A 24,948-nucleotide genomic window follows, 5' to 3' on the forward strand; every position below is an offset into this window, starting at 1 on the left:
GTCGGTGAGGATCCGGAGCCACCGGTCGATCAGGTCGGTCACCACCGCCTGGTCGAACAGGTCCAACGAGAACTCCACCACCCCGTCCATCCCGGACGGACGGCCGTCCGGGCTGCGGTGCTGGCGGACGATGACGCTGAGGTCGAGGCGCGCGCTGTCGCGCCCGACCGGCAGGACATCCGCGTCGAGTCCGGGTAGGTCGAAGGCGGTCGCGAGGATGTCGTCCTCGATCGCGAGCAGGATCTGGACCAGCGGGTGGGCGGCCAGAGAGCGGGTGGGGTTGAGCACCTCCACCAGGTGGTCGAAGGGGACGTCCTGGTGGGCGTAGGCGTCGAGGGTGGTGTGGCGCACCCGGCGCAGCAACTCGGCGGACGTCGGGTCGCCCGAGGTGTCCACCCGCATCACCAGCGTGTTGACGAAGAAACCGACCAGCTCGTCCAGCCGCTCGTCCAACCGACCCGCCACCGGAGAACCGATCGGAATGTCCACCCCCGCACCCAACCGGCTCAACAACCCACCCAGACCGGCCAGCAACACCATGTACACCGTCGTACCGGTCTCCCGGGCCAGCCGGACGATGCCCGCGTGCAGGTCGGCGTCGAACGTGAACCGGTAGGTGTCACCGCGGAATGAGGCGGCCGCCGGTCGTGGCCGGGCCAGTGGCACCGAGACGATCTCGGGCAGCCCCGCGAGCACCGACCGCCAGTAGCCGGTCTGGCGGGCGAGGCGGCTGTCGGGCTCGTCCGGCGGGCCGAGGTACTCCTCCTGCCAGAGCGTGTAGTCGGCGTACTGCACGGCCAGCGGTGGCCACGCCGGTGTCGTGCCGGCGAGCCGGGCCCGGTAGGCGGTGCTCAGGTCACGCACGAGCGGGCCCATGGAGGCGCCGTCGGCGGCGATGTGGTGCAGCACGATCAGCAGGACCGCCGTCGTGTCGTCCACGGCGTACAGGTGACACCGCACGGGCAGGTCGCGGGTGAGGTCGAACGGCGCCGCCACGGCGCGTCGCAGCGCGGGCCCGAGATCGTCGGCGGGTACCGGACGTTCGTCGAGCGCGATGTCGAGGCCGCCGGCGTCGAGGACGGCCTGGTGCGGCTCGCCGTCGACCTCCGGGTACACGGTACGCAGCGACTCGTGGCGCGTGGCGAGGTCGGTGAGGGCGGCGCGCAACGCGTCCCGGTCGAGCGGTCCGCGCAGCCGCACGGCCAGTGGGACGTGGTAGGTGTCCCGGCTGCCGAGCCGGTCGAGGAACCACAGCCGCCGCTGGGCGGGGGAGAGCGGGACGAGATCCGGTCGATCGGCGGGGCGCAACGCCGGACGGGCGGCGCGACCGGGCGCCACGTGGGCGAGCACGCCGGTGACGGTGGGCCGGGCGAAGAAGTCGGCCATCTCCAGATCGGTGGCCAGCGTGGACCGGATGCGGCCGATCAGCCTGGTCGCGAGCAGCGAGTGGCCGCCGAGGTCGAAGAAGTTGTCGTCGGCGCCGACCGCGCGAACGCCGAGCGCGTCGGCGAACAGCTCCGCCAGGATCTGGGCGTACGGTTCGTGGTGCACGCCCGCGCTGACGCCGGGCGATGCCGGCGCCGGTAGCGCGGCGCGGTCCAGCTTGCCGTTGGCGGTCAGCGGCAACGCGTCCACGATCACCAGCGCCGCCGGCACCAGGTGGTCAGGCAGCGTCCGGGCCAGGTCGTGGCGCAGGGCGGCCGGGTCGAGCGTGGCGTCCGGGGCGGGGACCGCGTAGGCGACGAGACTGGTCTCGCCGCCGTCGTTCTCCCGTGGCACCACCACGGCCTCGGCGACGCGGGTGTCCCGGGCCAGCACGGCGGCGATCTCGCCCGGCTCGACCCGGAAGCCGCGGACCTTGACCTGGTCGTCGGTGCGGCCGAGGAACTCCAGGGCCTGCCCGGTCCACCGGACCCGGTCACCGGTGCGGTACATGCGCGCGCCGGGCGGCCCGAACGGATCGGCGACGAACCGGGTGGCGGTGAGGCCGAGTCGACCGAGGTAGCCGCGGGCGACACCGGCACCGGCGACGTAGAGTTCCCCGGCGGCGCCGGCCGGTACCGGGTGCATGCTGCCGTCGAGTACGTAGGCGGCGAGATGTGGCAGCGGCGTGCCGATCGGGCTGACCGGGCGACCGACATCCCCGGCGGTGACGTCGTAGCGGGTCACGTGGACCGTCGTCTCGGTGATGCCGTACATGTTGACCAGCCGCGGGCGGTCGGCGCCGTGCCTGTCGAACCAGCCGCCGAGGCGGTCCGGGGCGAGACGTTCGCCGCCGAAGACGACGTAGCGCAGGCTGAGGTTGTCAGGCGCCGCGACGTCGGCGCGGTCGAGCGCGGCGAACGCGGAGGGTGTCTGACTCAGGACGGTGACGCGTTCGCGGGCGAGCAGCCGCCGGAAGGCGTCGGGTGCGCGAGCGACGTCGCGGGGCACGATGACGACGCTGCCGCCGGTGGTGAGCGCGCCCCAGATCTCCCAGACGGAGAAGTCGAACGCGTGGGAGTGGAACATCGTCCAGACGTCGGCCGGGCCCACGTCCAGGTCGACGAGCGTGTTCGCGAGCAGCCGTTCGACGTTGCGGTGGGTGACGACGACACCTTTCGGCGCGCCGGTGGAGCCGGAGGTGTGGATGACGTACGCCGCGCTGTCCGGGGTGGGGCCGGCGATCGGCTCGGCGGTCTCGGGCACACCGGTGTCGTCGTCCCCGTCGACGGTCAGCACCGCGATGTCGAGTGGCGGCAGCAGGGACCGTAGCGCGTTCGTGGTCACCACGGCGGCGGGTGTGGTGTCGGCCAGCAGGTAGGCGACGCGGTCGGCGGGGTGGTCCGGGTCGATCGGCGCGTAAGCGGCCCCCAGCCGGGTCACGGCCAGCATCGCGGTGACCAGTTCCGCGGAGCGGGGCAACACCAGCGCCACCCGCTGCTCGGGTCGGACGCCGTGCCGGTGCAGCAGCGTGGCCAGGCGCGTCGAGTTCGATTCGAGGTCGCCGTAGCTGAGGGTGCGGGACCCGTCGACGACCGCCGGCGCGCCGGGCGAGGCGTCGACCTGCCGGCGAACCAGGTCGACGAGGGTGGTGTCGGCGGAGGCCGAGGCGGACGCGGTTGCGGGGGCGACGCCGGCTCCGGTTCCCACGCCCGTGCTCAGGCCGCCGACCGGCCGGTCGATCCGGCGGGCGGCGGCGGCCAGCAACGCGAGCAGGCGGGTGGCGTGGTCGTCGAGGTCGGACGGGGTGTAGAGCGCGGGATGCCCGTTCAGGTCGACGCGGGGTCCGGCGCCGGCGCGGTCGTAGGCGACCACGGAGAGGTCTTCCAGCAGCGGCGCGGCCGGATTGTGCATGATCGTGCGGTGCTCGCCGAACCGGAGTTCCTCGAACCGCATCACGTTGACCATCGGGCCGAAGAAGCGCCGCTCGGGCCCGCCCAGCCGCAGTTCGCGGTGCAGGTCCTCGCCGCGGTAACGCTGGTGCGCGAGCGCGGCGCGCAGTTCGCCGTCGACCTGCCCGACGAGGTCGGCCACGGTGGTCGTGGGACGCACGGTCAGGCGTAGCGGCACGACGTTCGTCGTCATCGCCGGGGTGCGGCCGGCGTGGGGTGCGCTCCGGCCCGCGACGGGCAGACCCAGCACGATGTCGTCGGCGCCGGCCATGCGGTGCAGGTACACGGCTGTGGTGGCGATGAGCAGCCGGGACCAGCGCACGCCGGTACGCCGTTCGGCCGCCAGCAGTTCGTCGACGGTGCCGGTGGGCAACTCGTGACGACTGCGGACGAAGGTGGCGCTGATCGACGTGTCCACCGGGTTCAGGCTGATGCGCTCGGGCCGGTCGGCGAACCGCCCGTGCCAGAAGGCACGGTCGGCGGCGCGGGTTCCCGAGCTGTGGTAGGCGGCTTCTTCGTCGACGAGCGCCGCCAGCGGGCCGAACGGGGTCGGCGGTGGGGTCCGGCCCGATACGAGTGCCGGGTAGAGGGCCGCGACGCGGCGGGTGATCAGGCTCGCGCCGTAGGCGTCGACCGCGATGTGGTGGTAGCGCTGGTACCAGAAGACCCGATTCGGCCCGGCGGTGAACACGACGTGGGCGAACGGCGCGTCCGTGGTGAGATCGACCGGCCGGGCGAGGTCGGCGCGGGCGTACGCGTCGACGGCCGCGATCGCGTCCTGACCGGTGTCGAGATCGACGACGCGGGGCGCGACGGGCGTCGGTGGGTGCAGCACCTGCACCGGCCCGTCGGCCGAGCGGGCGAATCGCACGTGCAGCACCTCTGCCTCGGCCACCGCCAGGGTGATGGCCCGCACCAGCGCCCCCACGTCGACCGCCCCGTGGATCTCGAGGTAGTTGCCCCAGAGATAGAGCGACGCGTCCGGGTCCATCTCCTGCCCGAGCCAGACGCCGGTCTGGGCCGCCAGCAACGGGTACCGCGTGGGTGACGCTACGGACACGGCACTCCCCTCGTCGAATCTGACCGGCACACCGATCGGCGGCGCGATCGGCGCTGCTGTGGTTGCCGCACAAAACAGACGCAGGTCCCTTGCCCCGCGGTGCACTTAATTCGAAGTGCATAAATGTTTGGTCAGGCTTTCATGATGCCCGGAACGCTGTCAACACTTCGGTTCGCTTCGATGTAAGGGTCTTAGTGATCGTTTTTGTCCGCGCGGGAGCGGGGTGGTCGCGGGCGCGGAAGGTGAACGATGTGAGTCGATGCGAGTGGCCGTCGGCAGTGGTTAAGGTGAGGTGGTGGACGACACCTACCGATCGCCGTGGCAGGTCGACGACGTCGCCGAGCTGGCCAGCCTGAGCCGTCGCTTCTTCACCACCGAGGCCGCGCCGCGACGTGCCGAGTGGGCGGCGCAACGGCACGTCGACCGGGTCTTCTGGCGTCAGGCGGCAAAACTTGGCCTGCTGTGCGCCGGTGTGCCGGCCGAGTACGGCGGCGGTGGCGGCGACGCCCGTCACGATCTCGTCGTCATCGCCGAGCAGGCGCGCGCCGGGGAGTTCGGCTTCGGCAACGCGGTGCACAGCGGTGTCGTGGCCCGGTATCTGGTCACCTACGGCACCGACGGGCAGAAGCGCCGATGGCTGCCGCCGATGGCGAGCGGTGACGTGATCGCCGGAATCGCGCTGACCGAGCCGGAGGCGGGATCGGATCTGAAGGCGATCCGCACGCGCGCCGAGCGCGACGGTGACGGCTGGCGGGTGAGTGGCGCCAAGACGTTCGTCACCAACGGCGGCTCGGCCGATCTGCTCGTCGTGGCGGCGAAGACGAACGCGTCCGCCGGGGCGCGGGGCATATCGCTGTTCCTGGTTCCGGTGGGCGACCAGCCCGGGGTGGTACGTGGCCGGGTGCTCGACAAGATCGGCCAGGAGTCGGCCGACACGTCGGACATCACCCTCGACGACGTCCGGCTGCCCGCGGAGGCGTTGCTGGGGCGGGAGAACGCCGGCTACGCGATGCTGCTCGACCAGTTGTCGTGGGAGCGCCTGCTGGTCGGTGTCATGGCCGCCGCCGTGACCGAGCGCGCGGTCGAGCTGACGGTGGCCTACGCCCACCAGCGCACGGTGTACGACGACGAGCTGTTCGCCCTTCAGCACGTGCGCATGGAACTGGCCGAGTGCGCGACGTTGGCGCAGGTCGGCCGGGTCTTCGTCGATCACTGCGTCGCCCGGCACCTGGACGGCACACTCGACGCGCGCACCGCGTCGATGGCGAAGTTCTGGCTCTCCGACGTGCAGTGCCAGGTGCTCGACCGGTGCCTGCAACTGCACGGCGCCAACGGCTACACCCGCGACTACCCGATCGGCCAGCTCTACGTCGACGCCCGCGCGCAGCGCATCTACGGCGGCGCGAACGAGGTGATGAAGGAACTCATCGCCGGCACCCTCTGAAGCTCGCGCGAGGCTACGCGTTGGCGGGCTCGCCGAGCGCGACGTGGTCGCGTTCGGCGGCTTCGAGTTCCGGATAGACCGGGCAGCCGTAGAGCGGCTCGTACGGCGCGAAGCTCCGGTACGCCTCGATCGTCCGCAGGTGTCGGGCCAGCGGGTTCTTCTGGCTCCAGAAGTCACCGCCGAGCAGCCGCGCGATCCAGATCGGCGCCACCCGCGCGCCGGTGCTCTTGAGAAACCGGCCGAGTCGGAAGTCGTGCTCGTAGAACGCGTAGATCAGCCGGAAGTACGTGTCGTATCCGGTCTTGTAGAACCGCGAGTAGAGTTCGGTCGCCTCCGTCTCGTCCTGCGCGCCGTCGAGGATCGCCACCGTCGTCTCACCGGCCCGGATTCCCGAGGTGAGCGCCAGGTAGACCCCGGCGGAGAAGATCGGATCAACGAAACAGCCCGCGTCGCCGGCCATCAGGTAACCCGGGCCGGCGACCTGGTCGGAGAAGTAGGTGAAGTCGCTCTCCACCCGCGTCTCGCTGTGCTCGGTGAGATCCGCGATCCGCTGGTGCACCCGTGGTATCCGCCGCGTGAACTCGTCGAACACCCGATCGGCGCCCATTCGTTGCAGGATCTCGGGTCGGGTGACCGCGCCGACGCTGATCCGCTCGGGCCGGATCGGGATCGCCCACACCCAGCCATCGGCGTGGCTGCCGATCTGGATGTCACCCGCCACGCCGGGATTGGTGGCCTCCCGCACCCCGTCGTAGTGGCGGAACGCGGCGACCATGCGCAGTCGGTCCGGGGTGCGACGGCTACGCAGCACGCCGGTGCTGATCACGCCGGCCCGGCCGCTGGCGTCGACGATGCGGCGCGCGGACAGGTGACGCGTCACGCCGTCCTGGGTGTAGGTCACGCCGGTGAGGCGCTCGCCCGCGCGCTCGAACCTGGTGACCCGCGCGCCGAAGCGCACGTCGGCGCCGGCCTTGGCGGCGTGCCGCAACAGCATGTCGTCGAAGGCGGACCGCTCGACCTGGTAGGTGGTCAGCTCGCGCCCCGCGCCCTGGTCGGTGAAATCCACCCGGGTGTAGCCGCCGTCGACGTCACAGAACTCGGCCCCGGTCTTGACCGGGAAGTCGGTCGCGTCGACCTCCTCCCGCACGCCCAGGCGGTCGAGCAGCGCGGCGGTGTAGGTCAGCATCGACTCGCCGATGTGAAACCGGGGGAACTGCGCGCGCTCCAGCAGAACTGTCGAGTGCCCGCTCGCCGCGATGAGCTTCGCGGCCGAGGAGCCGGCCGGGCCGCCCCCGATCACGACGGCGTCGACTTCTTCCCGGATTGTCTCGGACACGATGTCCACTCCCCACATAGATCGACACCCGTCGCTACCCACTATTGCATCGACCGGGGTCCACGAAAAGGGTTTGCGGGCTTGTGGTCCGCGCCTGGGTGATCGTCCGGGGTTTGCCGCTGCGGTCGTCCGCGTGAAACGATAACGATCGATCCGCTGACCGATTGTCGCGTGGCCGTGCACCGTGTCCGGAGGTTTACCGTGTCCGCATCCTCGTCGGCTCCCGCCAGCGATCTCTTCCGGGCCGCGCGTGACCTGCTCCAGAGACACCGCGACGACTACGCCGCCGCCACCGCCGCCTTCAGGTGGCCGAGGCTGCCGTCGTTCAACTGGGCGCTCGACTGGTTCGACCACGTGGCGGAGCAGCCGGATCGCCGCGACCGACCGGCGTTGCAGCTCTGGGAGACCAGCACCGGCAGCCCGCGGTGCGAGACCACGCTGACGTACGCGCAGCTCTCCGCCCGCTCCAGTCAGCTGGCCAACTGGCTTCTCGGGCACGGGGTGGCCCGCGGCGATGCCGTGCTGGTGATGCTCGACAACCGGGTGGCGCTGTGGGAGACCATCCTGGCCGTGATGAAGCTCGGCGCCGTGATCGTGCCGGCCAGCCCGATGACCGGCGTCGACGGCATCGCCGACCGGATGCTCCGGGGCGGAGTCCGGCACGTGATCGCGACGGTGGCGAGCGCGCCGGTGTTCGACGTGGCCGGGCGCGGCGACGTCACGTTCATCGCCAGCAGGGACGAGCCCGGTCAGCCGGTGCCCCCCGGGTGGCTCGACATCGAGGACGCCGCCACGGCGGCCACGACGTTCACCCCGTCCGGTCCGACGCGTGCCCAGGACCCGCTCATGCTGTACTTCACCTCCGGCACCACCTCGCAGGCCAAGCTGGTCAGTCACACCCACTCGTCACTGCCGGTCGGCCAACTGTCGACGATGTACTGGATCGGGCTGCGGCGCGACGACCGGCACCTGGCGGTGGCGTCACCGGGCTGGGCCAAACACGTGTGCAGCAACCTGTTCGCGCCGTGGTCGGCCGAGGCGTGCGTGGTGGCGTTGCGCGCCGGCAGGTTCGACCCGGACGTCACCCTCGAAACGCTACGCCGGGGCGAGGTCACCACGTTCTGCGCGCCGCCGACGGTGTGGCGGCAACTCCTGCCGCGCACGACCGCCCGCACCCGGCTGCGGCTGGATGCCGCGACGTCGGCCGGTGAACCCCTCGACGCGGCGCTGCTCGACGGCGTGCGTGCCGAATTCGGCGTCACGGTCCGCGACGGCTACGGCCAGACCGAGATTCCGGGCCTGATCGCGAACTCACCCGGCGTCACCGTACGACCCGGGTCGATGGGCCGGCCGCTACCGGGGTTGCCGCTGGTGTTGCGGGACAGCCGCGGCGCGCTCGCCGACGAGGGCGAGATCTGCCTGGATCTCGCGTCGGACCCGATCGGCCTGATGGCGGGATACCTCGGCGACCCGGCCGCCACCGCCCGGGTGATTCGGGACGGCTTCTACCACACCGGCGACATCGCACGCCTCGACGGCGACGGGCACTTCGGGTACGTCGGCCGGGCCGACGACCTGTTCAAGTCGTCCGGGTACCGCATCTCACCCTTCGAACTGGAACGGGCGCTGCGCGAGCACGACAGCGTCACCGACGTCGTCGTGGTGCCGGCGGCCGACCCGGTCCGGTTCACGGTCCCGAAGGCGTTCGTCGAGCTGACCCCCGGTACCCCACCGGGCACCGACGCGGCCGGTGAACTGTTCCGGTTCATCGCGACCCGGCTCTCGCCGTACCAGCGGGTGCGGCGGCTGGAGTTCGTGCAGCTTCCGCGCACCAGCACGGGCAAGGTGCAGCGCGGTGAGGTGCAGGCGTGGCAGCGGCAGGGCGGCGAGCGCGTCGAGTTCCGCGAGGACGAGTTCACCGGCCTGCCGCGCTGGGGCGCCGCGACCCGCTGAGTCAGCTCGCCGCCGGTCGCCCGGCGCGGCGGGTCCGGATCGGCAGGTGGCTGATGCCCGCCACGAAGTTCGACTTCAGGTGGCGCACCGGCCCGGCCGGCTCGATGTCGTCGACCAGCGCCACGAACTCGGTGAGCAGCATCCGCAGCGCGATGCGGGCCAGCGAGGCGCCGACGCAGAAGTGCGGGCCGTACCCGAAGGCGAGATGACGCTCGGTCCGGCGGCCGATGTCGAAGCGGTACGGGTTGGCGAAGACCGCCTCGTCGCGGTTGGCCGAGCCGAGCCACACCGCGACCGCGGTGCCACGCCGGATCCGCTGGTCCGCGATCGTCACGTCGGTGCGGGCGTACCGCATGAAGTGGTTGGCCGGCGACGACCACCGGAGGCCCTCCTCGACCGCGGGCGCGATCAGACCGGGGTCGGCCTTGAGCCGCCGGAACTCGTCGGGGTGCTCGAGGAACGCGCAGATCAGTGCCGTGAGCACGTGCGGCGTCGTGACATTGGCGCCGAGCAGCAGGCTGTAGCAGTTGTAGACGATCGCGTCGTGCCGCAACGGCCCGCCGTCCGGCCGCATCCGCGTCAGGAAGCCGATCAGGTCGTCGGACGGCTCGGTGCGGCGGCGGGTGACCTCGCTGGAGAAGTAGTCGAAGAGCTCGTGGTGGACGCCGACGAGCGTGATGTGGCTGTCCCCCTCCTGGAACTCGGTGTCGTCGGGCGCGATCGCCATCGTCGTCGCACGCGTCAACCGGGGCCAGTCGGCCTCCGGGATGCCCATCAACGCACCGGTGAACGACATCGGGAAACCGGCCGCCGCGACCGCCAGGTCCCACACGTCCCCGTCGCGGGCGGGCGCCAGGGCCTGGCGCACCGCCCGCGTCAGCAGGTGCCGGCGCTGGTTCAGCCGGTGCGGCGACAGCTCCCGGGCCAGCGGCTCGCGCATCGAGGTGTGCCGCGGCGGATCGGTCGCGGCCATCATCTGGCCACCGGCCGGGTCACCGCGGCCCAGCGCGTTGAGCAAGGTGCCGCGTTGCGACGTGAACTCGGTGTGGTCGGCCAGCACCCGGCAGGCGTCGGCGTGCCGCGTCACCGACCAGAACTCGCGGCCGTCCGCCAGCCGCTGGTGGTGCGCGGGCGCATGCCGGCGCAGCGCGTGCCAGATCGGGTGCGGGTCACCCGTGGCGTACAGCTCGGGGTCGAACAGGTCGACCCGGCTCAGGTCGACCTCGGCGTCCCCGGTGGGCACGGTTATCCGCATGCCAGTTCCTCAGCTCCCGGCGCCGAGATGCGCGTCGACGATCCGGGCCAGCTCCGCCACCGTCGAGTTCTCGTAGAACGTCCTGGCCGGCAGGGAGAGGCCGAAGTTCGCCTCGATCTCGCCGGTGATCCGCATGCCCGCCAGCGAGTAGCCGCCGAGCTCGAAGAAGTCGTCGTGCACGCCGACGGTGAGCAGGCCCAGCACATCGGCCCAGACCGCGGCGACGGCCTGCTCCGTCGGGGTGCCCGGCGGTTGGAACTCGGCGTTGACCTCGGGCCGGTCCCGGGCGGCCCAGGCGGCCAGGGCCGCCCGGTCCACCTTGCTCTGGGGCGTCAGCGGCAGGTCCTCCACGACGGTGATCGCGGCCGGCACCGCGTACCGGGGCAGCGACGCGGCCAGGTGGCGGCGGATCGACAGCGTCGACAGCGGAGGTTCCGCGGGATCACCGGCCACGAAGGCGACCAGGCGCTGACCGCCGTCCGGGGCGCCCTGTGCCACCACGGCCGCGGACCGCACCGGCGGACAGCGGCGCAGCGCCGCCTCCACCTCGCCCGGTTCGACGCGGTAGCCGCTGATCTTCACCTGGTCGTCCACGCGACCGAGGAAGTCCACCGCGCCGTCCGGGCGGCGGCGCACCAGGTCGCCGGTGCGGTACATGCGGGCACCCGCCACGAACGGGTTCGCCACGAAACGCTCCGCGGTGCGGGCCGGCTGCGCGTGGTAGCCACGCGCCAGCCCGGCTCCGTCGACGTACAGCTCGCCGGTCTCGCCGTCGGGCACCGGGCGCAGCCTGGCGTCGAGGATGTGCCCGCCGCTGCCCGGCACCGGCCGGCCGATGGGAACCGCCGGCCCGTCGACCGGCGTGCGTACCGGGTGGCACAGGCTGAACGTGGTGTTCTCCGTCGGCCCGTAACCGTTCACCACGCGCAGCCCGGGCACGGCCGCCAGCACGCGGTTGACCGCCGCCGGGTCGATCACGTCCCCGCCGACGAGGAGCGTGCGAACCCCGCCGAACGCGTCGAGCGGCCCGGCGGCCATGTGGTGGAACAGACCCGCGGTCAGCCACAGCACGGTGACCCGCTCGTGGGCGATGACGTCGAGCAGGTCGCGCGGCTCGACGGCGTCATGTGGCCGGACGGCCACCCGCGCGCCGTGGCACAGCGGCGTCCACAGCTCGAACGTGGACGCGTCGAACGCGACCGGCGCCGCGTGCAGCACCGTGTCCGCCGCGGTCACCTCGACGTAGTCCGGTGCGGCGACGAGCCTGGTGACGGCGCGATGGGGTATCCGGACGCCCTTGGGACGGCCGGTCGAGCCGGAGGTGTACGCGACGTATGCGGTGCTGTCCGGATGCGGCCGTCGCGGCGTGGGGGCATCGGGGCCGTCGCCGTCGACGGGGACGGCGGTACGGCCGTCCGCCGCGCTGTCGTCGCCGGCGGTGACCACGATCCGCACGCCGGCGTCGTCGAGCAGCGCACGCCGGTAGTCCGGTGGCTGCGACGGGTTGACGCCGAGGTAGGCGGCGCCCGCCCTGAGGACGCCGAGCAGCGCGACCGGAAGCCACACCGACGCCGGCACGTCGACCCCCACCGGGGTGTCCGGCCGGACGCCGGCCGCGATCAGGCGATGGCCGAGGCGGTTCGCGGCGGCGTCGAGGTCCCGATAGGTCAGCCGCTCGTCGCGCCAGCTCACCGCGACCGCGTCCGGGCGGGTGGCGACCTGCTCGGCGATCATGTCGAGGACGGTGCCGGCGGACTCAGGTGTCGGCATCGCTTGCCGTCCTTTCGAGGTCGCGCATGATCTCGCCGCGCAGTGCCGGCGGTGCGGCCAGGAACGCGTGGTGGTCGCCCCGCAGCGTCACGAAACGCACCTCCCCGGAGTAGGCGCGCCAGCCGACCATCTGCTCGGGCCGGATCTCCCGGTCGTCGGTCCAGCCGATCACGGTGATGGCCGTCGCCAACCGGACCGGTTCCGGGAAGACGTACCGGCGGTTGGCCGCCAGGTCGGCTCGCAGCACGCCCAGCCCGACCTCGATGGCGTCGGGCTGCGGCCGGCCGCCCATCGCCCGGATCAACCCGGCCAGTTCGACGCCCAGGGCGTCGTCGTCCATGTCGAGGAACCGACCGTACGGGCCGTCGTGGGGCGCCACCTCCGAGGAGACGAAGAGCCGGTCCGGTACCGGGAGGCCGAGCCGCTGGAGATGCAGCGCGGTGGCGAACCCCGCCAGAGCCGAACTGCAGTGCCCGAAGAACGCGAACGGCCGGTCCAGCAGCGGCCGGATGTCGTCCACCAGGGCGGCGGCGTAGTCCTCGTACCGGCCGTAGTGCGGCTCGCGGAACCGGTTCTCGCGCCCCGGCGGCTGCACCAGGCACACCTCGGCGGGGCCGAGCCGGGCCGGCCAGCGCGCGTACATGGACGCGCCGACTCCGGAGTACGGCAGCAGGAACAGACGGTACGTGCTGTCGGCCGTGGGCTTGCGCAGCAGCCATGGTCGGCGGGTGGCCGTGACGTCCATGCGGGCGGCTCCGGTCAGGTGTCGGTTTCGGCCATCGCCTCGACCAGGCTGCGTGGCCGCATGTCGGTCCAGTGCTCCTCGACGTAGGCCAGGCAGCTCTCGCGGGTGTCCTCACCGTGCACCACCCGCCATCCGGCGGGCACGTCGGCGAACGTCGGCCACAGTGAGTGCTGGTCCTCGTCGTTGACGAGCACGACGAAGCGGCCGTCGGGATCTTCGAACGGGTTGGTCATTCTCGACTCCTTGACGTGGGGTGCGGATCGGCGCTGAGCGCCCGGGCCAGCGCCGGCCCGAATGCGGCGACCGCGTCCGGTTCGAGCAGCCGTGGATGGGTGGAGGCGACCTCGACCGTGCGGACCGCCCCGTTGACGTAGGGCTGCCAGCTCGCCGGCTCGGGCCAGTCGTCCACCGGGTTGGCGGTCGTGACGACCAGCAACACGTCGCCGTCGAAGCGTTGCGGTCGGTAGCCGAACTGGAGGCGGATGTTGTTCTCGAACGTGTCGAGCACCGCCTCGATACCGGCCTCGTCCACCCCGGACAACGCGCCGCCGGAGGCATGGAGCCGGCGTACCGTGGCGGCCACCGTGATCTCGTCCAGGTCACCGGGATCGGCGCCGACGAACATCAGGAAGCCGGCCAGGATCTCCTCGCGGGAGGGCATGGCAGGTGGCGTCGAGAACGCGCTCTGCGGGTAGGTGTCGAGGATCGCCAGCAGCTCGACGGTGTCGCCGGCCGCCTGCAGGGTGGTCGCGAGCGCGTGCGCGGCGATGCCACCGAACGACCAGCCGAGCAGGTGGTAGGGGCCTTCGGGCTGCACCGCGCGGATCTCGGCCAGCCACCTGTCGACAAGCGCCGGCATGTCGGCCGGAGCCGGGTCGCCGTGCAGACCGGGGGACTGCAACGCGTACAGCGGCCGGTCCGGTTCGAGGAACCGGGCGAGTCTGGCGTACGACCAGCCGACACCGGCGCCCGGCGGCAGGCAGTACAGCGGTGGCAGCGTGCCGCTGGGCCGCAGCGGCAGCAGTGTCGCGAACGAGTCGAGGTGACCGTCGCCGTCGTCGAGCCGCCGGGCCAGGTCGGCCACGGTCGGCGTCTCGAACAGGTGCAGCAGGCTGAGCCGCGTGCCGAGCGTCTCCTCGATCCGTCGCAGCAACGTCGGGGCCAGCAGCGAGTGCCCGCCCGCGGCGAAGAAGTCGTCGTTCGGGCCGATGTGCGGCCGGTCGAGCACTTCGGCGAAGAGCGCGCACAGCAGCTCCTCGCGGGGGGTGCCGGCGGTGCCCCCGCCCTCGGTCACGGGCGCCGGCGCGGGCTCGTCGGCGGGGACGACGGTGATGTCGGCGGGCACCAGGTGGGCGGGCAGCCGGGTCCGCAGTCGATCGCCCAGCGCCGCCACGTCCAGGGTCGCGCCCGGCTCGGCCACCAGGTAGGCCGACAGCCCCTGCGTGGTGCTGCCGTCGCCGTGCACGGCGAGATCCACGTCGCGGACCCCGGTTTCGCCGCGCAGCGCGGCGCGCACCTGGCCGAGGTCCAGCGGCGTGACGGCCCCGGCCGCCACCACCCGGTCCCCGTCGCACCGCGACAGGGACCGCGCCGGATCCGCCAGGGCGGCGGTGAGCAGGTGGCGCCAGCGGCCGACCAGGGCCTCGACGGTGGCGCGGTCGAACATGTCGGTGCGGAACTCGGCGATGCCGTCCAACCCGAGCAGCGTGCCGTCGGCCGCCTTGCGCTCGATGAGCTGGAAGGACAGGTCGAACTTGGCGCTGGCCGTCGGGACCGGCTCCGCGCCCACCGTGACACCGGGCAGACCGAAGCCGGTGAACGGCACGTTCTGCAACGCGAGCAGAACCTGGAACAGCGGCTGGTGGGCCAGGGACCGGGTCGGGTTGAGGGCTTCCACCAGGTGTTCGAACGGCACGTCCTGATGGCCGTACGCGGCGAGCGCCGTCGACCGGGCCCGCTCGACGAGGCCGGTGAAGCTCGGATCGTCGCTGGTGTCCACGCGCAGGACGAGTGTGTTGACGAAGAACCCCACCAGGTCGTCGAGGGCCGAGTCGAGGCGCCCGGCGACAGGTGTGCCGATGGGGATGTCGTCACCGGCGCCGAGCCGGGAGAGCAGCCCGGCAAGGCTGGCCAGCAGCACCATGAACGGGGTGGCGTCGACGCTGCGGGCGGTGGCCACGAGCGCGCCGTGCAGGTCGGCGTCGAAGGCGAAGGTGACGACCCCACCGCGGTAGGACGCGACCGCCGGCCGCGCCCGGTCGGCCGGCAGCACGAGTTGTTCGGGCAGGCCACGCAGGGTTTCCCGCCAGAAGGCCACCTGGTCCGCGTAGAGGCTGTGGGGGTCGTCCTCGGCCCCGAGCAGTTCCCGCTGCCACAGCGTGTAGTCGATGTACTGGACCGGCAGTGGCGACCAGGCCGGTGGCCGCCCGTCGCTGCGGGCGGTGTAGGCGGTGAGCAGGTCGCGGGTCAGCGGCGCCATGGACCAGCCGTCGCCCGCGATGTGGTGGATCAGCACCAGCAGGACCGAGGTCCGGGCGTCGACGGTGAACAGCCACGCCCGTACCGGCAGCTCGGCGGCCAGGTCGAAGCGGTAGGCAGCGGCCACGGCCAGCGCCTCCGCCAGGCCGGCCTCGTCGGCGGGTGTCACGGTCATCGGCACGGCGAGACCGTCGACCGGCTGGACCTGCTGCACCGGGTGGCCGGCGGTCTCCGGGAAGGTGGTGCGCAGCGACTCGTGCCGGCCGACCACGTCGGTCAGCGCGGCCCGTAGCGCCGGCACGTCGAGTTCGCCGCGCAGCCGCAGCCCGATGGGCACGTTGTAGGCGGCGTCGGCCACGCCGAGACGTTCCACGAACCACAGCCGCCGCTGCGCGTACGACAGCGGCACGACGGCGGGGCGGGGCATCGGCCGGACCGCGGGCCGGGTGGTGGCGACCGCGTCGGTGAGGTGCTCGGCGAGCATGGCCGCGGTCGGGGCCAGGAAGATCTGTCCCACCGGTATCTCGACGCCGAGCACGGCCCGGATGCGCGCGGCGAGCCGGGTGGCCAGCAACGAGTGCCCACCCAGGGTGAAGAAGTTCTCCTCCGCGCCGACCGCGGGGTGGCCCAGAACCTCGGCGAACAGGTCGCACAGGATCTCCTCCTGCGGCGTGCCGGGCGCGCGGGTGGGGCGTGACGCGGTGGCGGCGGGGGCCGGAAGAGCGGCCCGATCCACCGTCCCGTACGGCGTCCGCGGGAGATCGTCGAGTACGACCGTGGTCGACGGCAGTAGATGGGCGGGCACGTGCCGGCGTAGTGCGGCGGCGTCGACGTGGTGTCCGGCGTGCCCGGCGACGTAGGCGACGAACCGCGGCGGCGTCTCCTCGCCGGAGTGGACGACGACGCCGCGCCGGACCGCCGGGTAGTCCGCGAGTGCCGCCTCGACACGGCAGGGGAGCAGACCCGGTTCGAGGCCGTCGACCTGTGCGGTCGGGCCGTAGAGGTCGAGCTGCCCGTCCGGGCGCAACCGGCCACGGTCACCGGTCGCGACCAGGCCGGTGCCGTCGTGCACGTGGAGGTCGCCGGCGACGCCCGGCGGCACGGGTCGCCGCCAGGCGTCGAGCAGGTGGAGGCGGTCACCGGCAGCGGGTCGCCCGATCGGCAGCGGATCCGTGGCGGCGGTGCCCGCGGCGGGTTCGAGCGGGTCGCTGATCGTGAGCCAGGGGTGTGCGGCGGTGCCGTACACGTTGACGAACCGCCGCCCGGCGGCCCAGTCCGTCACCGTCGCGGGAGGGCAGTTCTCCCCGGTGACGGCGATGCCGCCGAGGCCGGTGGGCGCCGCGTCCGGGTCGAGGTCGCTGAGGCGGGTCGGGGTGGTGATCAGGTGAGTGACGCGTGCGGTGTGCAGCCAGCCGTCGAGCTCGGCCGAGTCGGTCGGCACGGGTAGCAGCGACGCACCGGTTTCGGTGGCCAGGAGCGCCAGCGCTCGCGCCACGGCGGGCCCGGCAGTCGCCTCGTGCGCGACGCGGGCGTCGGGGCCGATGCCCAGTGCGGTGGCCAGCGCCCGCGCCCGCGCCGCGAGCACGTCGTCCACCTCGACGGTTCGCGCGACGTCCGGGTCGGGCAGCGTGGCGTGTTCGGCGGGCGTCAGCAGGTCTATCGCGCCCAGCCGGATGCCGGGGTCGGCGACGGCGGCGGCGAGGAGGCGGCGGTAGCGGTCGGCGAGAGCCTCGACGGTGGCCCGGTCGAACAGGTCCGTGTTGAACTCCACCATGCCCGAGATGCCGGCCGGCGCGCCGGCCTCGTCGCGTTCCTCCGCGACGTTGACGAACAGGTCGAACCGGGAGGCGCCGACGCGGGGCCCGTGCGCGCCGGCCGCGAGGTCAGCCGACCTGAACTGCCCGCCCGGTGCGTTCTGCAGGGCGAACATGACCTGGAACAACGGCTGGTGCGCCAGGGACCGGGTCGGGTTGAGCACCTCGACGAGATGCTCGAACGGCACGTCCTGGTGGCTGTACGCGGCCAGCGCGGTCGTCCGGGCCCGGGTGAGGAGGTCGGCGAAGGTCGGATCACTGCTGGTGTCCATGCGCAGGACCAGGGTGTTGACGAAGAAGCCGACCAGTTCGTCGAGCGCCTCGTCCAGCCGACCGGCCACCGGGGTGCCGATGGGCACGTCGCAGCCTCCGCCCAGCCGCGACAGCAGCCCGGCCAGCCCGGCCAGCAGCGCCATGAACATGGTGGCGCCGTGACCACGGGCGGTGGCGGCGAGCGCGGCGTGCAGGTCGGCGTCGAGCGTGAAGGCGACCACGTCGCCGTGGTACGAGGCGACCGGTGGCCGCGGTCGGTCGGCCGGCAGCACGAGCTGTTCCGGCAGGCCCCGGAGCGCGTCCTGCCAGTAGCTCACCTGCTGCGTGTAGACGCTGTCGGGATCGCCCTCGGCGCCCAGCAGCTGGTGCTGCCACATCGTGTAGTCGGCGTACTGCACGGGCAGCGGTGTCCAGGCCGGCGGTTGCCCGTGGCCGCGGGCGGCGTAGGCGGTGCGCAGGTCGCGGGTCAGCGGCGCCATGGACCAGCCGTCACCCGCGATGTGGTGCATCAGGATCAGCAGTACCGAGGAGTGCTCGTCGACGGTGAACAGCCACGCCCGCACGGGTGGCTCGGCCGCCAGGTCGAATCGGTGACCGGCGGCCTCGACGAGCGCGGTCGCCAGGTCTGCGGCGGGCACCCCGACGGTCTCGACGTGGGCCGCCACCTCGCCGATCGGGAGCACCCGCTGCGACGGCACGCCGTCGGTGTCCGTGATGACGGTACGAAGCGACTCGTGGCGTTCGAGCACGTCACGGTAGGCGGCTCGGAGGGCGGCCTCGTCCACGGCCCCGTCGAGGCGGATCGGCACCGGCACGTTGTAGGTGGGACTGGGACCTTCGAGGCGGTGCAGGAACCACAACCGGCGCTGCGCGAAGGACAGCGGCACCACCTCCGGCCGGGCGATCGGCACCACGGCCGGGCGCAGCGAGCGGTGCGGGTCCAGCGCCGTCGCCAGTCCGGCCACCGTGGGCGTGTCGAAGAGCTTGCGCACCTCCAGCTCGACTCCCAGCGTGGAGCGCACGCGACTGACCAGCCGGGTGGCCAGCAGCGAATGGCCGCCCAGATCGAAGAAGCTGTCGTGGACGCCCACCGCCGAGACGCCCAGCACCTCCGCGAACAGGCCGCACAGCACTTCCTCCTGCGGTGTGCGGGCCGCCGCCGCCGCGCTGGTGGCACCGGACTCGGGCACCGGCAACGCCGAGCGGTCGAGCTTGCCGTTCGGGGTTGTCGGCAGGGACTCCAGCAGCATCACGACCGGCACCATGAACTCCGGCAGCCGGTCCCTGATCCAGTCACGCAGGCGGGATTCGACGAGCCCGGCGTGGGGCGTGGGCACGACGTAGGCGACGATCTGGGTGACGCCCGGCCGGTCGTGTGCGACGACGGCGACCTGGTTGACCTCGGGATGCTCGGTGACGACGGCCTCGACCTCGGACAGCTCGACGCGATGACCGCGGATCTTCACCTGGTGGTCGACGCGGCCCAGGTACTCCAGCGTGCCGTCGCGCCGCCACCGCACCAGGTCCCCGGTGCGGTACATGCGGCCACCGGCCGCGCCGAACGGGTCGGCGACGAAGCGTTCGGCGGTCAGCCCGCGGCGTCGCAGGTACCCGCGGGCGGCGCCACGACCGGCGATGTACAGCTCACCGGTGGTCCCCGGCGGCACCGGGTTCAGCCACGGGTCCAGCACGTACACCTGCTGGTTCGTGATGGGCCGGCCGATCGGGGCGGCCGGTGGCCAGTCGTCCGCACCCGGCGGCAGTTCGCATGCGGTGACGACGTGCGCCTCGATCGGGCCGTAGTGGTTGTGCAGGCGACGTTGCGGACCGCGGCGCATGAAGTCACGGATCTGCCTGCTGAGCAGCAGCGCCTCCCCGGACTGCGACACCTCGCGCAGCGCCGGCAGATCCCTGTCGTGCTCGTTCGCCGCCTCGCAGACCGCCTCGATGACAAGCGTCGGGCTGTAGAACTCCCGGATGCGCTGCCGTTCCAGCCATTCGGCCAGCGCGCCCGCGTCCCGGCGGATGGTCTCGGCCGGCAACACGAGCGTCTTGCCGGTGGTGAGCGCCGAGAAGACCTCCTGCGTGGCCACGTCGAACGTGACGGTGGTGAACTGCGCCACCCGGGCGTCGGGGTCGGCGCCGATGTGCTCGTCGTGCCAGCGGAGCATGTTGGCGATGACGGTCGTCGGCATCACGACGCCCTTGGGCCGGCCGGTGGTGCCGGAGGTGTAGAGCACGAAGACCGGGTTGAGTGGATGCGGACGGCCGGTGCGTTCGGCGTCGGCCAGGTCTCCCGCGGGGACGGCGCGCAGCCGGTCGCGTACCTCGTCGGCGTCCACCACGAGCACCGGCGCGACGTCGTGGTCCACGCCGCCCGCCAGCGCGGTGACGGTGAGCACGGCGGCGACCTGCCCGTCGTCGAACATGAAGTCGACGCGTTCGGCCGGGAAGCCGGGGTCCGCCGGCAGGTAGGCCGCGCCGGTCTTGTTCACCGCGAGCAGCGCCACGATCAGGTCGACCGACCGCGGCATCAACAGCCCGACGAGGCGTTCCGGGCCGGCGCCGTGTGCGACGAGCAGGCGGGCCAGCCGGTTGGCACGGGCGTTGAGGTCGGCGTAGGTCACCCGCTCGCCGTCGGACTCGACCGCGATCCGCTCGGGCGCCCGCGTCACCTGCGCCTCCACCCGCTGGTACAGCAACTCGGCGGGCACCGGCCGTGACGTGTCGTTCCACGCGGCGAGATCCGCCCGCTCGGTCGGTTCGAGGAGGTCGAGCGCGCCGAGCCGACGGTCGGGATCGGCAACCGCCGCGGCCAGCAACCGGATCCAGCGCCGCGCGAGAACGCCCACCGTGGCCCGGTCGAACAGGTCGCTGCGGTACTCGATGATGCCGTCCATGCCGGTCGGCCGCCCGGTGGCGTCGTGGCGCTCGACCACGTTCCAGAACAGCTCGAAGCGGGACGTCGCGGTGCCGACGGGCTGGAACGTGACGTGCGCGCCGGGCAGCTCGAAGCCGGCCTCCGGCGCGTTCTGCAGGGCGAGCATGACCTGGAACAGCGGGTGGTGGGCCAGCGACCGGACCGGGTTGATCACCTCGACCAGACGCTCGAACGGCACGTCCTGATGGGCGTACGCGGCCAGCGCCGTCCCGCGGACGCGTTCGAGCAGCTCCGTGAAGGACGGGTCCCCGCTCAGGTCGACCCGCATGACGAGCGTGTTGACGAAGAAGCCGACCAGGTCGTCGAGCGCCTCGTCGAGCCGCCCGGCGACGGGGGTGCCGATCGGCACGTCCCGGCCCGCGCCCAGCCGCGAGAGCAGCCCGGCCAGGCCGGCCACCAGCACCATGAACACGGTCGCGCCGGACGACCGGGCCACCTCGACGATCCGCTCGTGCAGCCGCGCGTCGATGCTGAAGTCGAGCAGGTCGCCCGCGTAGGACGAGAGCGCCGAGACGGGCCGGTCGGTGGGCAGCGCGATGCGGTCGGGCAGGCCGGCCAGCGCCCGCTGCCAGTAGTCGGTCTGCTGGGCGGCCAGGCTGTCCGGGTCGTTCTCGGCGCCGAGCAGCTCCTGCTGCCAGAGCGTGTAGTCGGCGTACTGCACCGGCAGCGGCCACCAGCCGGGCGCACGCCCCTGCGTCCGGCTGGCGTACGCGGTGAACAGGTCGCGGGCCAGCGGCGCCATCGACCAGCCGTCGGCGGCGATGTGGTGCACGTTCAGGAGCAGCACGTGGTCGTCCGGCGCGAGCACCAGCAGGTCACCCCGCACGGGTGGCTCCGACGCGAGGTGGAACGAGTAGCGGGCCGCCCGCTGCAACACCGCTTCCAGCGTCTCCGACGTCACCGGCGTGACGGTGAGGTCCACCCCCGCCCGGTCCGGCGGCCGGACCAGCTGCGACGGCGTACCGTCGACCTCCGGGTAGAGCGTGCGCAGGCTCTCGTGGCGGGCGACCACGTCGGTCAACGCGGCCCGCAGCGCGGCGCGGTCGAACGTGCCGGTGATCCGCAACGGCAACAGGATGTTGTAGGTGGGGCTGGGGCCTTCGAGGCGGTGCAGGAACCACAGCCGGCGCTGCGCGAACGACAGCGGCACCACGCGTGGCCGTGCCCGCGGGGTCAGGGCCGGACGCAACAGCCGGTTGGCGTCCAGCCGCGACGCCAACCCCGCCACCGTCGGCGCCTCGAACAGCGTCCGCACCTCCAGCTCCACCCCGAGGGTGGAGCGCACCCGGCTCACCAGGCGGGTCGCCAGCAGCGAGTGCCCGCCCAGGTCGAAGAAGTTGTCCCGGGTGCCCACCGAGGACAACCCGAGCACCTCCGCGAAGAGGCCGCACAACACCTCCTCCTGGGGGGTGCGCGCCTCGGTGCCGGCGGTGACACCGAATTCGGGCGCCGGCAGCGCCGCCCGGTCGAGCTTGCCGTTCGGGGTCAGCGGCAACGACTCCACCACCATCACGACCGGCACCATGAAGTCCGGCAACCGCTGGCGGAGATGCTGGCGCAGCGCGCCGACGAGCAGGCGGCCGGGGTCACCCCCGAGCGGGCGGTTGGTGAACGCGGCCGGCGCGTGCCGGCCACCGGGCGCGTCCGGCGCGACGGCCACCGCCATGCCGGCGCCGGGCGGACCGTCCGCCGTCGTGCCGGCGGCGATGTCGAGGTCGAACCGGTCGACGTCCTCCGCCGACCATCGGGCGGCCGCCACCCGCCCGGCCCGCTGCACGGCGTCGAGCGCGTCCTGCGGGTCCACGCCGCCGGCGTCGTACGCGGCGGCCACCGCGTCGATCCAGGTCCGCCCGGCGTCCACGACACGTGCCACGGCGGCGTCGGCGGCGACGCGTGCGTTGGGGATACCCGTGACGCGTACCGCTTCGCCGACGCCGGCCAGCCGCTCCACCAGGGCTGCCACCGACGAGACGTCGACGTCCCACCGCCAGGTGGTCCCGGCCGGCGCCGCCGGATCCGGCCCGCCGGCGCGGTAGAGCACGGCGTCATAGCGGTAGCGGTTCAGCTCGGTGTCGTGACGTCCCCGCTTGAGCCGCACGTCGACCGCGCCCAGCAGGGGGAACGCGGCTGCCGCGTCGGTGAACATCCGTGGGTCGACGAGCAGTTCCCGTTCGAGGTCGATGTCGTGGTCGAGCCGTTGCCGGACCTGGTCGACGTCGGCGAACGCCGGGGTGTCGACCAGCCGGACACCGGCGTGGAAGCAGCGCACCAGCGCGAGGTTGCGCAGATCGCCCAGGAACACCGCACCGCCGGGCCGGACCGACCGGAGCGCGATGGTGACCACGTCGACCAGGTAGTCGGCGCTCGGGAAGTACTGGACGACGGAGTTCACCACCACGGCGTCGAAGTGGGCCTCCGGCAGGCCGGTCGGATCGTCGGCGGCCTGCTCGCGTACCCGCACCCGGCCTGCCAGCGTCGGATCGGCGGCCGTCCGGGTCCGCAACGCGGTGACGGCCGGAGCCGAGAAGTCGGTCGCCACGTACTCCTCGGTGTGCGGCGCCAGCGGCCCCAGCAGCAGGCCGCTGCCGGCTCCGATCTCCAGCACGCGGCGGGGTCGCAGCGCACGGATCCGCGTGACGGTCTCGTCGCGCCACTCCCGCATCGCCTCCAGCGGGATCGGCGCGTCGTCGTAACTGCTGTTCCAGCCGCTGAAGTCGTCGTCGAGCGGCGCCGGCGTGGTGGACCGGGGGGAGTAGAGGTCGTCGTAGAGATCGCGCCACTCGCTGACCAGTTCCGCCGCGACCTCCTGGGCGCCGGCGGCGTCGGTGGCCGGCACCACGTACCCGACGAGGCGCTGGTCGCCGGGTTGGACCTCGTGGACGGTCACCGCGGCCTGTGCGACGCCGGGATGGGCGGCCAGCACCGCCTCGACCTCGCCGAGCTCGATGCGGAAGCCGCGTACCTTCACCTGCCCGTCGGCGCGGCCGACGAAATCGAGCACGCCGTCGGGCCGCCATCGGACGATGTCGCCGGTGCGATACATCCGGCCGCCGCCCGGATGGTACGGGTCGGCCACGAACCGCTCCGCCGTGAACGCCGGCCGGTTGAGGTAACCGAGCGCCACCCCGGCGCCGGCGATGTAGAGCTCGCCGTCGACTCCGGGTGGCACCGGCCGCAGCGCCGGGTCGAGCACGTAGACGCGGGCGCCGTTGACCGGCCGTCCGATCGGCGGCACGCCCATCTCCGGCTCGACGAAGCAGGTGGTCGCGTGCACCGTCGTCTCGGTCGGGCCGTAGATGTTGAGGATGCGGCAGCCCGGCCGGGTCTCGTGGAGGTCCCGGACGGTCTGGGCGGGCAGCGCCTCGCCCCCGAGGACGACGGTGTGCAGGGCCAGTGACGCCCACAGCTCGGCGGCGACGGTGCGGGTGGCCAACAGCTCGGCGAAGGCCGACGGCGTCTGGCTGAGCACGGTCACGCCCTCGGCGGCGAGCAGTCGTAGGAAGTCCAGCGGAGAGCGGGTGTCCGAGCGGCTGGCGATCACCAGCCGGCCGCCGTGCGACAGCGGTCCCCACATCTCCCACACGGAGAAGTCGAACGAGTACGACTGGAACAGCGTCCACACCTGGTCGTCACCGAGACCGGGCCACGGCGCGTCGCTGGCGAACAGCCGGCTGACGTTGCGGTGCGCGACGGCGACGCCCTTGGGGCGGCCGGTCGACCCGGAGGTGTAGATGACGTAGGCGGTGTGCTCGGGGGTGAGGCTGCCACCGATCTCGTCGACGGTCAGCGTGTCGGCGGGAAGCTCGGCCAGCCGGGCCACCGTCTCCGGGTGGTCCAGCTCGATGACCGTCGCGGTGGCGGGCAGGCCCACACCGCTCGCCCCGGTTGTCACCACACACGCCGGCCGCGCGTCGGAGACGAAGAACGTCAGGCGGTCCGGTGGGTAGTCCGGGTCGAGCGGGAGGTACGCGGCGCCGGTCTTGAGCACCGCGATGACGGCGACGACCAGGTCCACCGAGCGTGGCAGCGCCAGGGCGACGATGCGCCCGGGCGCCGCGCCCTGTTCGACGAGCAGGCGGGCGAGCCGGTTGGCGCGCTCGTCGAGCCGGCCGTAGGTCAGGCGGTCGTGGCCAGCCACCACGGCTTCCGCGCCGGGCGTACGGATCACCTGTGCCTCGAACATCTGCGGCAACGTCGCGCTGGTCCGCCCCGAGTGCTGGGCACGCTCGGTCGCAGTGTCCGTCATAGCGCTCCTCAAGCTCGCCGATCATGTCGGCAGCGGTGCCGCTCGAATCCCCCTGCGGTGGTTGAAAATTGTCCCGGCGAGCAGCCTCCTGGAATGCCTCGAAGCTAGAGCGCGCATCGATGGCAGTCAAGGCTTGACCTCGTCCGACGCCTCTGGTAGCGATATAGAAGTCAATAAATGCTTTGATCATCATCGACTGTTCGCGAAACGATCAGTGCACCTCGGCGCTTGACATCGCCACGCACCGGGCCGGGGCGGT

General features: G+C 72.7%; 9 protein-coding genes. 2 read left to right on the forward strand and 7 right to left on the reverse strand.

The window, feature by feature from the left end:
- Positions 1-4,434 (reverse strand): amino acid adenylation domain-containing protein (locus tag ACIA6B_RS29275; protein ID WP_396778258.1); only part of this gene is annotated, 4,434 nt, incomplete at its 3' end.
- 295 nt (positions 4,435-4,729) lie between these two features.
- On the opposite strand from ACIA6B_RS29275, the gene ACIA6B_RS29280 reads away from it, so the two are divergent.
- Positions 4,730-5,878 carry an acyl-CoA dehydrogenase family protein gene (locus ACIA6B_RS29280; protein ID WP_396778260.1) on the forward strand — a complete coding sequence of 383 codons (1,149 nt, stop codon included), beginning with the start codon at positions 4,730-4,732 and terminating at the stop codon, positions 5,876-5,878.
- Positions 5,879-5,891: 13 nt separating this feature from the next.
- Here ACIA6B_RS29280 and ACIA6B_RS29285 read toward each other — a convergent pair whose 3' ends face one another.
- The gene (locus ACIA6B_RS29285) at positions 5,892-7,214 is read right to left on the reverse strand and encodes an NAD(P)/FAD-dependent oxidoreductase (protein WP_396778262.1); all 1,323 of its coding nucleotides are present in this window, start codon (positions 7,212-7,214) and stop codon (positions 5,892-5,894) included.
- A 201-nt stretch (positions 7,215-7,415) separates the two neighbouring features.
- Here ACIA6B_RS29285 and ACIA6B_RS29290 point away from each other — a divergent pair, with 201 nt between their 5' ends.
- The gene (locus ACIA6B_RS29290; protein WP_396778264.1) at positions 7,416-9,167 is read left to right on the forward strand and encodes an AMP-binding protein; all 1,752 of its coding nucleotides are present in this window, start codon (positions 7,416-7,418) and stop codon (positions 9,165-9,167) included.
- A 1-nt stretch (position 9,168) separates the two neighbouring features.
- On the opposite strand, the gene ACIA6B_RS29295 is transcribed toward ACIA6B_RS29290, so the two are convergent.
- Genes ACIA6B_RS29295 through ACIA6B_RS29315 form a run of 5 tightly spaced genes read right to left on the reverse strand, consistent with a single transcriptional unit; the run spans position 9,169 to position 24,689 of the window.
- A complete protein-coding gene (locus ACIA6B_RS29295) occupies positions 9,169-10,422 on the reverse strand; it encodes a cytochrome P450 (protein WP_396778266.1) in 1,254 nt (417 codons plus the stop codon).
- A gap of 9 nt (positions 10,423-10,431) precedes the next feature.
- On the reverse strand, positions 10,432-12,192 hold the full coding sequence (locus tag ACIA6B_RS29300; protein ID WP_396778268.1) for an amino acid adenylation domain-containing protein: 1,761 nt from the start codon (positions 12,190-12,192) through the stop codon (positions 10,432-10,434).
- Complete coding sequence (locus tag ACIA6B_RS29305; RefSeq protein ID WP_396778270.1) at positions 12,179-12,937, reverse strand: thioesterase II family protein; 759 nt, start codon at positions 12,935-12,937, stop codon at positions 12,179-12,181. The genes ACIA6B_RS29300 and ACIA6B_RS29305 overlap by 14 nt, the downstream gene beginning before the upstream one ends.
- Before the next feature lie 14 nt (positions 12,938-12,951).
- On the reverse strand, positions 12,952-13,170 hold the full coding sequence (locus ACIA6B_RS29310; RefSeq protein WP_396778272.1) for an MbtH family protein: 219 nt from the start codon (positions 13,168-13,170) through the stop codon (positions 12,952-12,954).
- Positions 13,167-24,689 carry an amino acid adenylation domain-containing protein gene (locus ACIA6B_RS29315; protein WP_396778274.1) on the reverse strand — a complete coding sequence of 3,841 codons (11,523 nt, stop codon included), beginning with the start codon at positions 24,687-24,689 and terminating at the stop codon, positions 13,167-13,169. Before ACIA6B_RS29315 ends, ACIA6B_RS29310 begins: the two co-directional genes overlap by 4 nt.
- Between the last annotated feature and the right edge of the window lie 259 nt (positions 24,690-24,948).

This window comes from Micromonospora sp. NPDC051141, from assembly GCF_044455765.1.
GTDB lineage: Bacteria > Actinomycetota > Actinomycetes > Mycobacteriales > Micromonosporaceae > Micromonospora.

Excerpts from the sequence above, each read along its gene's own strand:
- ACIA6B_RS29315 (WP_396778274.1), bottom strand. The coding sequence starts at position 24,689 with ATGACGGACACTGCGACCGAGCGTGCCCAGCACTCGGGGCGGACCAGC.
- ACIA6B_RS29305 (WP_396778270.1), bottom strand. The coding sequence starts at position 12,937 with ATGGACGTCACGGCCACCCGCCGACCATGGCTGCTGCGCAAGCCCACG.
- ACIA6B_RS29310 (WP_396778272.1), bottom strand. The coding sequence starts at position 13,170 with ATGACCAACCCGTTCGAAGATCCCGACGGCCGCTTCGTCGTGCTCGTC.
- ACIA6B_RS29300 (WP_396778268.1), bottom strand. The coding sequence starts at position 12,192 with ATGCCGACACCTGAGTCCGCCGGCACCGTCCTCGACATGATCGCCGAG.
- ACIA6B_RS29295 (WP_396778266.1), bottom strand. The coding sequence starts at position 10,422 with ATGCGGATAACCGTGCCCACCGGGGACGCCGAGGTCGACCTGAGCCGG.